The sequence below is a fragment of the Enterovibrio coralii genome (assembly GCF_001559595.1).
Lineage (GTDB): Bacteria > Pseudomonadota > Gammaproteobacteria > Enterobacterales > Vibrionaceae > Enterovibrio > Enterovibrio coralii.
The window spans coordinates 29374-44078 of record NZ_LNTY01000026.1 but is presented as its reverse complement, the minus strand read 5'-3'; the positions used below and the strand labels follow the sequence as shown (position 1 = coordinate 44078).

Annotated in this window: 10 protein-coding genes and 3 pseudogenes; 7 read left to right on the top strand and 6 right to left on the bottom strand. The window is 49.0% G+C overall.

Annotation, left to right across the window (positions count from 1 at the left end; genetic code table 11):
- Positions 1-166: 166 nt before the first annotated feature.
- Together ATN88_RS25505 and ATN88_RS08620 are read right to left on the bottom strand one after the other, a co-directional pair.
- Positions 167-762 (bottom strand): annotated as a pseudogene (locus ATN88_RS25505) (alpha-ketoglutarate-dependent dioxygenase AlkB family protein).
- 109 nt (positions 763-871) lie between these two features.
- A pseudogene (locus tag ATN88_RS08620) lies at positions 872-2154 on the bottom strand (NAD(P)/FAD-dependent oxidoreductase).
- 376 nt (positions 2155-2530) lie between these two features.
- On the opposite strand from ATN88_RS08620, the pseudogene ATN88_RS08615 reads away from it, so the two are divergent.
- Positions 2531-3573: pseudogene (locus tag ATN88_RS08615) on the top strand (ABC transporter substrate-binding protein).
- 70 nt (positions 3574-3643) lie between these two features.
- Here ATN88_RS08615 and ATN88_RS08610 read toward each other — a convergent pair.
- Positions 3644-4375, bottom strand: a complete 732-nt coding sequence (locus tag ATN88_RS08610) for a sulfite exporter TauE/SafE family protein (protein WP_067414230.1) — start codon at positions 4373-4375, stop codon at positions 3644-3646.
- 144 nt (positions 4376-4519) lie between these two features.
- Between ATN88_RS08610 and ltaE the strand changes: the two genes are divergently transcribed.
- From ltaE to ATN88_RS08590, 4 genes are all read left to right on the top strand, one after another.
- The gene (gene ltaE, locus ATN88_RS08605; protein ID WP_067414227.1) at positions 4520-5530 is read left to right on the top strand and encodes a low-specificity L-threonine aldolase; all 1011 of its coding nucleotides are present in this window, start codon (positions 4520-4522) and stop codon (positions 5528-5530) included.
- Positions 5531-5611: 81 nt separating this feature from the next.
- The gene (locus tag ATN88_RS08600) at positions 5612-6550 is read left to right on the top strand and encodes a DUF808 domain-containing protein (RefSeq protein WP_067414224.1); all 939 of its coding nucleotides are present in this window, start codon (positions 5612-5614) and stop codon (positions 6548-6550) included.
- Positions 6551-6661: 111 nt separating this feature from the next.
- Positions 6662-7429 carry a 3-hydroxybutyrate dehydrogenase gene (locus tag ATN88_RS08595; protein ID WP_067414221.1) on the top strand — a complete coding sequence of 256 codons (768 nt, stop codon included), beginning with the start codon at positions 6662-6664 and terminating at the stop codon, positions 7427-7429.
- Positions 7430-7597: 168 nt separating this feature from the next.
- Positions 7598-9973 (top strand): Lon protease family protein, encoded by a 2376-nt coding sequence (locus ATN88_RS08590; protein WP_067414217.1) that lies wholly within the window; start codon positions 7598-7600, stop codon positions 9971-9973.
- 64 nt (positions 9974-10037) lie between these two features.
- Here ATN88_RS08590 and ATN88_RS08585 read toward each other — a convergent pair whose 3' ends face one another.
- From ATN88_RS08585 to ATN88_RS08575, 3 genes are all read right to left on the bottom strand, one after another.
- Positions 10038-11423, bottom strand: a complete 1386-nt coding sequence (locus ATN88_RS08585; protein ID WP_067414214.1) for a TRAP transporter large permease — start codon at positions 11421-11423, stop codon at positions 10038-10040.
- A complete protein-coding gene (locus ATN88_RS08580; RefSeq protein WP_067414211.1) occupies positions 11410-11955 on the bottom strand; it encodes a TRAP transporter small permease subunit in 546 nt (181 codons plus the stop codon). The genes ATN88_RS08585 and ATN88_RS08580 overlap by 14 nt, the downstream gene beginning before the upstream one ends.
- A gap of 68 nt (positions 11956-12023) precedes the next feature.
- Positions 12024-13031, bottom strand: a complete 1008-nt coding sequence (locus ATN88_RS08575) for a TRAP transporter substrate-binding protein (protein WP_232312997.1) — start codon at positions 13029-13031, stop codon at positions 12024-12026.
- Between the two features lie 283 nt (positions 13032-13314).
- Between ATN88_RS08575 and ATN88_RS08570 the strand changes: the two genes are divergently transcribed.
- Together ATN88_RS08570 and ATN88_RS28215 are read left to right on the top strand one after the other, a co-directional pair.
- Positions 13315-14553 carry a cache domain-containing protein gene (locus ATN88_RS08570; protein WP_232312995.1) on the top strand — a complete coding sequence of 413 codons (1239 nt, stop codon included), beginning with the start codon at positions 13315-13317 and terminating at the stop codon, positions 14551-14553.
- A 17-nt stretch (positions 14554-14570) separates the two neighbouring features.
- On the top strand, positions 14571-14699 hold the full coding sequence (locus ATN88_RS28215; RefSeq protein WP_269748121.1) for a hypothetical protein: 129 nt from the start codon (positions 14571-14573) through the stop codon (positions 14697-14699).
- Positions 14700-14705: the final 6 nt, after the last annotated feature.

Below are 14705 nucleotides of genomic sequence, written 5' to 3'. Positions count from 1 at the left end.
TTTCCAGTTCCGCTTGAGTAAGTTGCCTTCCGCTGCGGTACGGTGCGCATTCTACGGATTCACGTGATCTAGTCAACACTATTTTTTGAAATCAATGTTCGTTCGCTCAAATACACAGCAAAGACGATATAAATCGAGCAAATCGCGGCTTATTCACGCAATTTTTTCATTGGAAATTGATATGTCGGTAGGTCAGGTTGATTCTCGGCCCCCTAACTTTAGCGGTCTTGGGCACCGAATGTTGCCAATAAGTTTGTGTTTTACCCGCCATAATAAGCAATGAGCCAGAATTTAACGCAAATTCCCTCTTTTCTCCTGAGTGCAAATGGCGCAGTACAAAGCGCCGAGTGTCGCCGAGAGTTAAAGACGCAATGGAAGGAGCCATACCTAACTCAGGTTCATTGTCTTGGTGCCAGCCATATAATCCTGGCCATCTCTATACAAGTTGGCGAGGACCGAGTTGAATGCAATGCCTGCCACGTCTTCACATCTTTCCTTGAGCGCAACCAGTGCCGGGGGCATTTTTGCTGGCGTGAGTGCCAGCCCTGAATAGGTATAGGCCTCTCCAAACCAAGCCTGCATTCTCGGTTGAAGCACTTCTTTGCCAAACATAGTGATAGGTAATTGTTGCCAAGGAAGGGAATCCGACAACAACGCAAACAATTTATCGGCTTCATCTTGCTGAATAAAATTCGGTTGCCAATAAAGCAAACCATCTGGAATGTTTATCCAGCCGTGTTCTTCAAATAGATCGCCTTGCATCGCTTCCTCCCTTTTTAACACTATACCCAAACGAAGCGGGTAAAAGGTCGAACCCCAATAAAAAAGGGCGGCCGAAGCCACCCTTTTCAGAAAAATACACGACAGCAAATTAGCTCGCCAGAGCATCTTCCATCTTGCTTTCCAAATTGCCATTGCCAGAGCAGGCTTACGCAATACTTTAGGTGTTGGAATCCAGCCGTGATCAATACGAGAGAACACGTCAAAACGACCAGCCTGTCCTGCCATTGCTTCCGCAACGACACGGCCTGCAATGTTTGTCAGGCCAACGCCGTGACCTGTGTAACCGTGGGCAGTGTAGATGTCATTACCCAAGTGACGAATTTCTGGCATGTAGCTGCGCGTTACGGCGAACAGACCACCCCAGTGGTATTCCATCTTCACATCAGCCAGCTGCGGGAAGACTTTCAGCATACGCTGACGCAGACGATCTTGGCTATCTGGGTACTCACCGTTGAATGGGTGGTTCACGCCACCAAACAAAATACGGCCATCCGCGGTTGGGCGGAAGTAGTCCAGACAGTTGTTCAGATCAGACATTGCCATCTTATTGGTGATTGGCTGACGATCACCCAGTTGTTCAGTGACGGCAATGTAAGACGCCACCGGCAGTACCTTTGACTGCGCTTTACGGTGCAGACCATCTAGGTATGCGTTACACGCCAGCAGAACCTGCTTCGCTTTCACGCTGCCTTTCGCTGTTTTAACAGTATTTACGCCTGCGCCTTTTTCCAGTTTGATCACTGGGCTGTTCTCGTAGATTTCAGCACCAACAGAAATTGCAGCTTGCGCCAAACCCAATGTGTAGTTCAGCGTGTGAACGTGACCGCTGTTAGGATCGAACAGACCGCCCAAGTAGCGGCGAGTGTTCGCCACTTCTTCAATCTTGTCGGTGTCCCACCATTGCGCTACTGGGTAGTTGTAACGGCCGTGCTTTAGCTCATGCCAAGACTTCAGCTCTTTTTCTTGGCCTTTATTCAGTGCCAGTTCGATGTAACCTTCTTGGAAGTCACAGTCGATGTTGAACTCGCTAATGCGCTCACGAATAATATCGATAGATTCAACGGACAGATCCCACAGCTGTTTGCCCCACTCTGGACCGTACTCCTCGTCAACTTCACGCAGACCCAGACAGTAACCCACCAGCGCTTGACCACCGTTACGGCCTGAGCCGCCGAATGCGATACGTTGTCCTTCCAGAACAACCACGCTCAGTCCTTTTTTACGCAGCTCAATTGCCGCGTTCGTGCCGGTAAGACCCGCACCGATAATACAAACGTCAGCCTGAATATCAGAAGTCAGCTCTGGTTGCTCAGGCAATACGTTTGCAGTCGCTTGGTAGTAGCTATCGATATACCCGTGTTCTTTCGCCATTTTGCGATTACATCCTAATTAAAGAAGCTAAAAGTGGAAAAAAAGATGGCGAATATTCGCACCAACCCTCACTGCTGGCAAGGACATTATGCAAGGTGTGACGTGTGCACAATTTGTTACTAATTGCCAATAGGTTTTCGTTGACTAAATCGCCACTTATCCAGATGATGCGCGCTCTATTTTCAGCTTGGTATTTACCCAAACTACCTCAAGGTGCTTTTCGCTGAGAATGACGGGTTAAGTTAGTGGTTTCTGCTTAATGACGAAGTCAAAGGATCGACTTCGGAGTAGTGCCTCTTAGCCCGTAGCTGTTCCCTAGGACAGGGGGCCTGCGCCTTAAGGTAGTTTGGGTATACCGCTTAAGGACAAATACAAAATGAACCAATATCTTAAAGGGGTGAAAGCGGCGAGCATCGCACTTACCGCAACTGTGTCTTTCAATGTTTCTGCAAACAGCGAAGTCCTAAACATCTATAACTGGGCCGAGTACATGCCCATGAACGTGATTGAAGCGTTCGAGAAAGAATATGATGTGACGGTGAACTATTCGACGTTTGAAAACAACGAATCCATGTATACCAAGCTGAAGTTGCTTGACGGCAAAGGGTACGATCTTGCTTTCGCATCAACGTACTTTATTGAGCGTATGAGTAACGAAGGCATGCTGGCGAAAATCGATAAATCGAAGATCCCGCATGTCAAAGACATCATCCTGGCCTGATGGGTCAGCCATTCGACAAAAACAACGACTACTCCCTGCCGTACATCTGGGGTGTCACTGCGATCAGCTACAACAGCGACATCGTAGATGGCAGCAACGTCACCAAGTGGGCTGATCTGTGGAAAGACGAGTACGCAGGCCAAATCATGCTACTGGACGACGTGCGTGACGTGTTCGGCATGGCACTGAAAGCCAAAGGCTACAGCATCAACACCACCAACGAGGCAGAGATCAAAGAAGCATACGAAATGCTGAAAGACTTGCGCCCAAGCGTTGTGGTTTACAACTCAGATGCGCCGCACGTGCCTTTCGTGACTGGCGAAGTCGGTATCGGTCAACAGTGGAATGGTAACGCGTACCTAGCGAAAGCTGAGATGGACACCATTGAGTACGTGTACCCAGAAGAAGGCTCTATCATGTGGATGGACAACTTCATCATTCCTAAGGGTGCGGAAAAAGTCGATTTGGCACATAAGTTCATCGACTTCCTGTACCGCCCAGAAAACCAAGCGGCAATGGTTGAAGAACTTGGCTACCCAGCACCAAGCAAGCGCGCGAAAGAAAAGCTGACTGCTGAGTACACCGAAAACAACATGATTTTCCCGTCAGACGCTGATGTAGAAAAAGGCGAGTTCACCAACGATGTTGGCGACGCTGTGGCTATCTACAACCGCTACTGGCAACTTCTGAAAAGCTAAGCCTTTTCATTCGAAGCAAAAGAAAACCGCAGCCTTGGCTGCGGTTTTTTGTTTTTGGCAAATGGGATAATCAGTTCGACCGAAAGAACAATAGATGTGCCGCACTTAGCGAAATCGCGCCACGCACGATGAGCTTTAACTGCTCGACAGAGATAACCGCAAACAGTTTGTGACCCAAAAACATTCCCAAGAACAAAGCTGGCAAGCCAACCGCACTGCCTTGCAACGTTTCCATATTCAACAATCCCAAGCTGATCAGGCCAAAGAGTTTCATGACATTGAGCGTCAGGAATATCCATGCTCGAGTAGCGATATAGGCTGACTTTTCCATTTTTTGTTCAATCAGGAAAAGCCCCATCAGAGGCCCTGCTGCGTTCGCTAAAATCCCTGTAAAGCCACACACCGTTCCTGCAATCCCCGCAGCATAGCGGTTGGTAAAAATCGGCAGCGGGTGGTAATCCAGCCATAGCGACAGAGCAAGCAAGGCGAGGATCAGCCCACCCAGCACAGTCACAAATGTGGAGGGGTTAATGCTGCCCAATACCAAGGTGCCCGCAAAGATGCCCACCGCGCCAAACGGAATGAGTTTTGCCAGTACCCGCCAGTTCACATTGTTGCGATAAGTGACGACTGCCATCAAGTCGGTTAGCAGATAGATAGGTGCGATAACGCCAAGGGCTTCCGGCCCCGGAAATGCGAGCATCATCAAGGGCAAAATGATCAGTCCCAAGCCCCCTATCGAGAACTTAGAGAAGCCTGTCACCAAACATGCCAATGAAATAAATAACCACGATAAATCCATACTTAGCCTCCCTTCCCTGACGGACTATCCTGATTGACTCAACATGAGGACATCTTCGTAATTTGACGCTGTTATGTAATTACTTTTTCAACGAACAAGAGTAATCTTGACGCAAGATCAACGCTGTAATCAGGATAGATAGAAATGATTGATTTTCGTTCAGACACGGTAACTCAGCCAGACCAAAGAATGCGTGAAGCAATGGCCAATGCGCCTGTCGGCGACGACGTTTACGGAGATGACCCGACAGTCAATGAACTGGAAAAATGGGCGGCGGAACGTCATGGTTTCGAAGCGGCTGTGTTTACTGCATCTGGAACGCAAGCAAACCTGCTAGGTATTCTGGCACATTGTGACCGTGGTGACGAATATTTGTGCGGTCAACAAGCGCACAATTACAAGTATGAAGCTGGCGGTGCGGCGGTTTTAGGCTCTGTTCAACCTCAACCGATCGAAAACAACAAAGACGGTACCTTGTGTTTTGAAAAGCTGGCTGCGGCAGTAAAACCGGATGATGTGCATTTTGCACGCACAACACTGTTGAGCCTTGAAAACACCATCGGCGGTAAAGTGCTTCCTCTGGATTACTTGGCAAAAGCCCGCGAATTTGTAAACCAGCACAACCTGAAACTGCATCTTGATGGTGCTCGCGTCTACAACGCGAGTGTGGCATTGAATGTTGATATCACTGAAATCAGCAAGCACTTTGATTCAATGACAATTTGTCTGTCAAAAGGCCTCGGTGCGCCTATCGGCTCTCTTCTGTTGGGTGACGCAGAATATATTCAACGTGCACGTCGCCTTCGTAAGATGGTCGGCGGCGGTATGCGTCAAGCAGGCATTCTTGCAGCCGCTGGCATGATGGCACTGACTGAAAATGTGGAACGTCTCAAAGATGACCACGACAACGCACGCTATCTGTCTGAGAATCTTGGTGCGATCCCGGGTTTTAATACGTTTATCTATCCAGTGCAAACAAACATTGTTTACGCGGATATTGCACAGCATATCGATATCCATGCGATTGCTAAAGTGCTAAAAGAGCAAGGTATTCTGGTGTCTCCTTCTCACAAAGCAATGCGTTTTGTTACGCATAAAGACGTGACGAAAGCAGACATCGACGCTCTGCTGTCAGCCATCGAGCAACAGCTATAATTTCACGAAAACGTATTCAGTGAAAAAAATCAGGGGCGGTTATCCGCCCCTGACTTTTTTGTAGATTAACAAGGAGCCAATATGGCTGGTGCAAGCTTACTGACACTACTAGACGACATTGCCACAATCCTCGATGATGTATCGGTGATGAGTAAGGTCGCCGCCAAGAAAACGGCCGGTGTGTTGGGTGATGACTTAGCACTTAACGCAGAGCAAGTCTCCGGTGTGAAAGCCGATCGCGAGCTGCCTGTCGTCTGGGCGGTCGCCAAAGGCTCCTTTATCAACAAGCTCATACTGGTTCCTGCTGCGCTAGCCATCAGTGCTGTTGCGCCTTGGCTCATCACCCCGTTGTTGATGTTAGGGGGTTTGTTCTTGTGCTTTGAAGGTGCAGAGAAAGTGATTCACAGCTTCTTTCACAAAAAAGACGCGCATGCCCACACTGCACCAAAACCTGAGGAAAAGCCTGACTACAATGCAGTCACCCTCAACGCCGCTGAACAAGAAGCTCAGAAGGTAAAAGGCGCGATCAGAACCGATTTTATTCTGTCGGCAGAGATCATCGTGATTACCCTCGGCGTGGTGTCGGAAAGCTCCTTCCTCACTCAAGTCATTACCCTGTTCGGCATCGCTTTTTTGATGACCGCGGGTGTCTACGGCTTGGTTGCGGTTATCGTAAAAATTGATGATGTCGGTTTGTATCTGAGCCAGAAAAAAGCGGCCATGGTGCAAGGCATTGGCCGAGGTTTACTCGCTTTCGCGCCTTGGTTGATGAAATCGCTCTCGTTTATCGGCACCCTTGCGATGTTCTTGGTTGGCGGTGGCATCCTGACACACGGGGTGCACGTACTCTCTGAGCTCATCACCGATGCAGCACAAGAAACTGCCCTTATCCCTTCAGTAGGCTCGATCGTCTCTGCACTGCTGCCAACGATTTTAAATGGCGTTATTGGTTTAATCGCTGGGGTTTTAGTGGTCTTTGTCGTCAACATCATCACGAAGTTCATGCCCAAAAAAGCCTAGGGGCTGCTAACCCTAGCAAGCGCAAACTTTTGGCAAATTGCGTACTTATACGGATTGCTGCTTTACTCACAGAGTCATAGTGTAAAAACTGACCATGAGAAGGAAGCAACTATGTCTACAAAACACGTTTTGATAACAGGTGGCGCAAGCGGAATTGGCTATGGCATGGCGGAAGGATTCGCACAAGCTGGTTACCGCGTCACCCTTTCAGACATCAATCAAGACGCACTCGATCAGGCTGTATCTACACTGAGTCAGCAATATGATGCCACCATAAACGGCATCATCTTAGACGTGACGAATTCCGAACATATTGCCACAGCACCTGAGCGAGTTGACGCGTCTGTCGATGTGCTTGTTAACAATGCCGGCATTCAATTCGTCTCTGCATTAGAGTCCTTCCCCGAGGACAAGTGGCGACTCATCATTGATATCCTGCTAACGGGCCCTGCTATGCTAACGCGTGCCTTTCTTCCCTCTATGTACGCGCAAAGTTTTGGCCGAATTATCAATGTCGGTTCCATACACAGCCTGGTTGCTTCGCCGTACAAATCTGCCTATGTATCTGCAAAACATGGGCTGCTGGGTTTTTCTAAAACCATCGCACTCGAAAGCGCTCAACATGATGTCACCATCAATACGCTGTGCCCGTCTTACGTAAAAACACCGCTGGTCGAAAACCAAATTAAGGCGCAGGCTGAAAACCACCAGATTTCTGAAGAAGAAGTCATCAACACCATCATGCTAAAACCCATGCCGAAGAAGGCGTTCATTGCGTTAAGTGAGATGGCTGACACCGCACTTTTCTTGTGCTCCCCAGCGGCAAAAAACATCACTGCACAAGCGATAGCCATTGATGGAGGCTGGACAGCAACCTAATTTCAGCCCGTTTAACCCAACAAACCCTGCGCACTTATTAACCACTTAATGCGTAAATAAGTGCGCCAGCCCACATTGCCAGCACATCCTGCACTCTTTATCTCAAAATCAGTAAGTTAACGACGCTACACTGGAAGAAAGATACCTACACGTGCAAGGAGAGCGCACATGCCTTATATGCCTTTATCTAGCGACAAGCTCTATCGCTCTTCGAAATTGAGCAAACTTGACGTCACTTCAACCAAGCATTTAGAACCGCTCGACGAAATCGTCGGTCAAGACCGTGCCCGTCAAGCGGTTGAGTTTGCCATGTCCATTAAGGAAAAAGGGTACAACATCTATGCTGTTGGCCAGAATGGCCTTGGCAAGCGCACCATGGTCATGCGCTACCTCAATCGTCATTGGCAATACACTCACCCAGTCTTTGACTGGTGTTATGTCGCCAACTTTCAGGACTCCCGTTCGCCTACCGTGCTGCAACTGCCTGCTGGCCGCGGTCTGAAACTGAAAAAAGACATCGAAAAGCTGATGGGCAGAATGGGCAACTCACTGCCGATGGCCTTCGACAATGAAATGTATTACTCCCGTGCAGACGTGCTGAAAAACCGCCTGAGCCAGCAGCAAGAAGGTGCGCTCGCGGACTTAAGCCAAGATGCAAATGCACAAAGTGTGAGTTTGTCTATCACTGCAACGGGTGACTACCAGTTCATTGCGCTAAACGGCGAAGAACCGCATACCGAAGAAACCTTTGCAGAACTTTCTGAGCAGGAACAAGAACGGTTTGACACCGCAATTCGCGAGCTTGAAATCCAGCTTCGTGGCTTAGTGAGAAAACTGACCGAGTGGGAAGAGCACTACGCAGAGAAACAACAAAAGCTGGATGAAGAAATCGCAACGGAAGTCGTGAGCCATCTCATCACGCCGCTCATTGAAGCTTACAGTGACCTGCCGCAAGTCAAAAAGTACCTCAAAGAGATGCAAGGCGATATTGTTGAAAATATCGACATCTTCTTGCAAGAAAGCGAAGAGCAAGCTGCCCTCGCCTACGCTGCATTAGACAAAAAGCTGCCACGTCGTTATCAAGTCAACGTACTGGTTAGCCAAGAAGATGATGTGCCACCTGTTGTGGTTGAAGACAGCCCGACATACCACAGTATTTTTGGTTACGTCGAAAATGCGACTTACAAAGGCACCGTGTTTACAGACTTTTCGCTTATCCGTCCGGGTAGCATTCACCGTGCAAACGGCGGGGTTCTGCTGATTGATGCGGTAAAAGTACTGGAGCGTCCCTATGTATGGGACGGCCTGAAACGCGCTTTAAGCTCGCGCAAAGCGAACTTGAGCTCGCTAGAGCGAGAAGTCACCTTGAGTGGCACCATTTCGCTTGAGCCAGAGCCAATTCCGTTAGATCTGAAAATTATCCTGTTCGGTGATTACCAGACCTACACCTTGCTTCAGCACTACGACCCAGAGTTCAGCGAGCTGTTCCGAGTCACTGCGGACTTTGAAGATGAAATGCCGCGTAATGATGACAGCGAATTGAAGTACGCGAAATTCATCTCCAGCATCTGTCACGACAATGGATTGCTGCACTGTGACCAAGGCGCTATTGGCCGCATCATTGAGCACAGTTCTCGTCAGTCTGGCGATCAGGACAAGCTCTCACTGCACTCTGCGGACATCGCAAACCTGCTGCGTGAGTCGAACTACCAAGCCAAAAGCTCAGGTGCCAATGTCATGCGAGCATCTCACGTTGAAAAAGCGCTGGCGAGCCGCGACATGCGTGTTAGTCGACTGCGCGATCATGTGATGGAAGGCTTTAACAACGGCACGACACTGATCGATACCAAAGGTAAGGCCGTTGGTCAGGTTAATGCCCTGTCAGTGCTGGCCACCAGCGATTTCAGTTTTGGCGCGCCTAATCGAATCACAGCAACGACCTCATTCGGGGAAGGTGCCGTTTTAGATATCGAGCGCAGCGTCAAACTGGGCGGAAATATCCACTCAAAAGGCGTCATGATCCTCACCGCTTACCTGTCTTCTCTGTTAGGTAAAACGGCGAAGATCCCGCTGACAACCCGTCTGACGTTCGAACAGTCATACGGCGGCGTGGATGGCGACAGCGCGTCGATGGCAGAGTTCTGTGCCGTGATTTCAGCGATTTCAGGTGTGCCGCTGCGTCAAGATTTGGCCATCACAGGTTCAATGAACCAGTTCGGTCAATCCCAGCCAATCGGCGGCGTAAATGAGAAAATTGAAGGCTTCTTTGATGTTTGTACCCTCAAAGGTCCGAAGTCCTCTCAAGGTGTGATCATTCCTACTTCGAACGTGCATAACCTGATGCTGCGTAAAGACATCATCCATGCGGTCGAAAAAGGAAAATTCCACATTTACGCTATTGATCACGTGAGCGAGGCCATTGAGTTGTTCACGGGTATCTCGACAGGTAAACCAGATAGCAAAGGAAAATTCAAAGCGGATACGGTTCTGCACAAAGCGGCGAAGAACTTGGAAGCGCTGCGTAAGTCAGCCAGCAAAAGCTGATTGCCCCTAAACGAGAAAAAGCCGACTTCATGTCGGCTTTTTTGTGGGTAACAGTCAGTAGTGCTTAGCCATAAGCAATAGACGGTAGCCAAAGCACCAATTGCGGCCAGAAAACCAGCAACACCAAGGCAATAAGCTGCAGGATAATAAACGGCACCACGCCTTTGTAGATATCCATAAGCTTCACTTCCGGCGGGCATACCCCTTTGAGATAGAAAAGCGCAAACCCCACGGGCGGCGTTAAGAAGCTTGTCTGCAAGGCCATCGCCACCAGCATCACAAACCACACCATCTCAGGATTATCGAGCCCCGGATACATGCCAATATCCAAATCCAACCCAAGCACGACAGGTGCCAACAGTGGCAACACAATCAGGGTGATTTCAATCCAATCAAGAAAGAAACCCAGCAGGAAAATGACCAGCAAGATAAATGCGACAACGCCATAAGGACCAAACGGCAACGCCTCAAACGCACTTTCTATAAACTCGTCACCGCCCAGTTCACGAAGTACCAAGGCAAAACACGTCGCACCGATGAAAATCGCAAAGATGTAAGCTGTCGTTTTGTAGCTGTCTAACAGCACATCTTTCAACACGGCGATAGAAAAGCGTTTGTAGTACATGGCGAGCAAGATGGCACCAAACGCACCAACACCTGATGCTTCTGTGGGCGTTGCAATGCCTGCGAAAATAGAGCCCAACACCACGATGATAAGCATGAAGGTCGGTACGATAGCTTTTGCGACATCTTTTATCACCGCCCAGTCCACGCCTTTGGCATTTTCCGGCAAAGGCAACGAATCAGACTTCACCACCCCCATCACCAGCAAATAGACAATGTAGATAGCCCCGAGCATTAAGCCTGGGAACATGGCGCCCATGAAGAGATCACCCACCGACAATCCTAATTGGTCGGCCATGATCACGAGCATGATGGAAGGCGGAAGCAATATGCCCAGCGTCCCCGCCGAGGCTACCGTACCCAGCGCAAGCGGCACGTTATACCCTTGCTTCATCATGGCGGGTAAAGACATGGTAGCCAGCAATACCACAGATGCCCCAATGATGCCGGTCGACGCCGCGAGGATAATGCCAATGGCCATCACGGTGATGGCTAAGCCACCGTGGACACGACCAAACAACGCCTGCATGGCATGCATTAATCTGTCAGCAACACCGGATTTATCGAGCATGTTCCCCATAAAGATGAACATGGGCAGCGCGACCAATATCCAGTTATCCATGATCTTGTAGAGTCGGTTAACCACCAGTCCAAGCGTGGTGAAATCTAACCCTGTCCACGTATCAAAGTGGATATCAGAGTAATAACCGATGAACGCAAACGCGACACCTACGCCACCCAGTACCCACGCGACCGGAATACCGACAAACAGCAGTACGATAAAACTGCCAAACATCCCTAAGATTAGGATCTCATTCGCTTCCATGCTTACCTCCATGACGAATAACAGCCACAGCACGAAGCAATCTCGCCAAGCTGGCGAAGGCTAACAAAGCAGCACTGAAAGGAATCGCAGATTTAATTAGCCATCGCCACGGTAAACCCGACGGCGCGTTTGAGCGCTCTTGCACTCGCCACGCCTCGTAGACGAAGTCCAAAGAGTGAATGAAGATGACATACATGAAAGGCCAAACGAAAAAGAGGACGGTAACAACTTCAACCCACGCTTTGGTTCGCGCAGAAAAGCGATGATAGAAAATGTCGACGCGAACGTGAGTGCCTGTGATTTCGGCGTAAGACAGGCCAAATAACACACCAATGGCGTACAGGTGCCATTGGAGTTCCTCCAAGGCAATTTGCCCATTACTGAAAACTTTACGAAGCACCACCTGAGTAATAATCACCAGAACGAGGACTAGGTAGCTCCAAGCAAATGTGCGTCCTACAAGTCGAACGACATGCTCAATGCTATCTGCCAATGGTGAGGAATTAGGTGGTGAATGAGAAGGCTGGGTCATAACTCGCTCCCTTCACCCAATTGAAAAAAAGTGGGCGGCATCCCGCCGCCCAAAACTTAAGGACATCATCAATTAGAACGCGGTAAGAAACCTTTCGATTCCCAGATTTGGTAGTTTTGGCGGAAGTCAGACATGTCTTTCCAGACTTTCGCGAAGTAAGGGTCTTGTTTCTGCTCTTCCACCACTTCCAACCAAGTGGTTTCAAACAGATTAAGCATTTCTTCGTTCCAGTAACGAAGCTCTACGCCTTGCTCTTGTGCTTTCTGCATGGCTTCAAACTGCATCGCTTCACCTTCAGCAATGGAGTTAGTCATCGACGCCATACACAGCGTTTCAACCGCTGCTTGTTGGTCTTCATCCATCTTGTTCCAGGTGTCTTTGTTGATGAGAAGCTCGAACAAGGTGGCTTGCTGGTGCCAGCCTGGGAAGTAGTTGTATTTCACGATTTTGTGGAAGCCCAAACGCTGGTCAATCGCAGGTTGAGAGAACTCACTGGCGTCGATCGCACCTTTTTCTAGCGCACCAAAGATCTCACCGCCCGGCAATTGCACCGTGCCTACACCGAGTTTTTCCATCACCTGACCACCGAGGCCAAAGAAGCGCATTGTCAGGCCTTTCAAATCTTCTGGCTTCTCGATTGGCTTTTTAAACCAGCCTGAGGTTTCAGGCGAGATAATGGCACATGGTAGGACTTTTACGTTGTAGCCTGCTTCATCGTACATGCCTTGGTATAAATCGAGTCCGTTACCGTAAAAGAGCCAAGCCATGTATTCCGGTGCTTCTGGGCCAAAAGGAACCGCGGAGAACAATGTTGCGGCTGGCATTTTGCCCTGCCAGTAACCTGCCGTAGCGTAGCCTGAGTTCACTTTGCCACTAGAGACAGCGTCCAAAATTTCCAATGGCGCAACCAGTTTGCCCGGCTCGTACACTTTCATACGGATGGTATTGCCTGAGAGCGGTTCAATACGTTCTGACACCCACTTAATCGGCGTGCCCAATGCTGGCAGGTGTGTGCCAAACGCAATCGGTGTTTTCAGCAAAACTTTATCGGCAAGTGCTGTACCTGAGACACACATGGTGGCGAGCGCGAGGGCTTTGAGGGTATTCGAGGCTGACAGTTTCATTGTCCACTCCTTGGCTGCGCGGTATCACTGGTTGCATGATTTATTGTTACCGCTGTTTAGGTTGAGGATGACAGCGTTTTCTGCGCTGTTAAATATTTGTTACCATCCAGCCTATCGCCACATTTTGGAAAATAATATCAGTTAGATAACGGACTTAGCCTCCACAGCAGTACGTAATTGGTCTACGTATTACTACGTAATGGTTTCATAGGTTGTCACTTTGAGCGGCTAAAACATGACTACTTTTTCTGGCATAAATTCACCTTTGCGCGTCAAGATTCTGGTCTTGGCCATGGTGCCTTTGCTCTTGATGTTTGGGCTGATTATCGGATTGGTGATGATTCAATCCGACAACCTGTCTAAAAATCAAGCCAGCGTTATTCGTTCAGAAACCTTGGCGTCGAAAAAACAAGAACTGCTGAAATACGTAGAACTCGCACGCGCATCTATTTCGCCAATTTATGATGCCGCCCACGAAAATGACACCGACGCCCAGCAAGCCGTTATCGATATCCTCAACAACCTCACGTACGGCGAGGACGGTTATTTCTTCGCATACACCTATGACGGCACCAATCTCGTTTTGCCCTATCAACCTGAAATGGTGGGGACCAATATTTGGGATGTCGAAGACTCACGCGGCTTCAAATTACTGCAAGCCTTGATCCGAACCGCACAGGAAGGTGGCGGCTTTGTCGATTACTACTGGCACAAGCCTTCCAAAAAAGAGCAAGTGAAGAAATTGAGTTACGCCATTGGTCTTGAGAAGTGGGGCTGGATGGTCGGCACGGGTGTGTATATTGATGACATCGATACTCAAGTAGGCACTGTTCACAGCAAGATTGCGGAAACTATTAGCAAAACCTTCATTGGCCTGAGTATCGCTCTTGTGATTACCATCGGCATCATGGCAAGCCTTGCGACCAGTATTCACATCAATGCCCGTGAGCTTGCGAGCCAAAAGCTCCAAGTGCTAAATCGTCAGCTAATTGAATCACAGGAAGAAGAACGTACCCGCATCGCCAGAGAGCTGCATGACGGCATTAACCAGATGCTGGTATCCGTAAAGTACCGCTTGGATAACATCAGCGAAGCCAAAACGAAGGACGAACTTGACCAGAACATAGTGCTCGGTCAAGAAACGCTCGATCAAGCCGTGACGGAATTGCGCCGGATTTCCAAAGACCTTAAACCTGCCCTACTGGACGATCTTGGCCTTCTTGTTGCTCTTGATGACTTGGCCAAAGAAGTCTCACTTCGCTCAGGCATGACAGTTCTTTTTGACCATCACATCAATATGAAGCATGTGTCGAAATCGGCGGAAGTCACTCTCTACCGAGTAGCACAAGAAGCTCTGCATAATGCGGAGAAACACGCGAATGCAGAAGCTGTCGATATCATACTTCAGGAGGAAGAAGGCGAAATTGTGCTGACTATCGCGGATGATGCGTCGGTTTCGAAGAACATAGGTTAAAAGCAGCCGCGCATTCAATGGGACTGAAAAATATGCGTGAGAGAATCGAAAACCTAGACGGTGTTTTCAGCATCAGTAGCTTGCTTGACCAAGGCACTGAAGTGCGCGCCATGTTGCCCGTTGCTCCCCATGAACAGGCAACATGAGAAGAA

Excerpts from the sequence above, each read along its gene's own strand:
- ATN88_RS08580 (WP_067414211.1), bottom strand. The coding sequence starts at position 11,955 with ATGACCCAGCCTTCTCATTCACCACCTAATTCCTCACCATTGGCAGAT.
- ATN88_RS08575 (WP_232312997.1), bottom strand. The coding sequence starts at position 13,031 with ATGTGTGTCTCAGGTACAGCACTTGCCGATAAAGTTTTGCTGAAAACA.
- ATN88_RS08570 (WP_232312995.1), top strand. The coding sequence starts at position 13,315 with ATGACTACTTTTTCTGGCATAAATTCACCTTTGCGCGTCAAGATTCTG.
- ATN88_RS08590 (WP_067414217.1), top strand. The coding sequence starts at position 7,598 with ATGCCTTATATGCCTTTATCTAGCGACAAGCTCTATCGCTCTTCGAAA.
- ATN88_RS08585 (WP_067414214.1), bottom strand. The coding sequence starts at position 11,423 with ATGGAAGCGAATGAGATCCTAATCTTAGGGATGTTTGGCAGTTTTATC.
- ATN88_RS08595 (WP_067414221.1), top strand. The coding sequence starts at position 6,662 with ATGTCTACAAAACACGTTTTGATAACAGGTGGCGCAAGCGGAATTGGC.
- ltaE (WP_067414227.1), top strand. The coding sequence starts at position 4,520 with ATGATTGATTTTCGTTCAGACACGGTAACTCAGCCAGACCAAAGAATG.
- ATN88_RS28215 (WP_269748121.1), top strand. The coding sequence starts at position 14,571 with ATGGGACTGAAAAATATGCGTGAGAGAATCGAAAACCTAGACGGTGTT.
- ATN88_RS08610 (WP_067414230.1), bottom strand. The coding sequence starts at position 4,375 with ATGGATTTATCGTGGTTATTTATTTCATTGGCATGTTTGGTGACAGGC.
- ATN88_RS08600 (WP_067414224.1), top strand. The coding sequence starts at position 5,612 with ATGGCTGGTGCAAGCTTACTGACACTACTAGACGACATTGCCACAATC.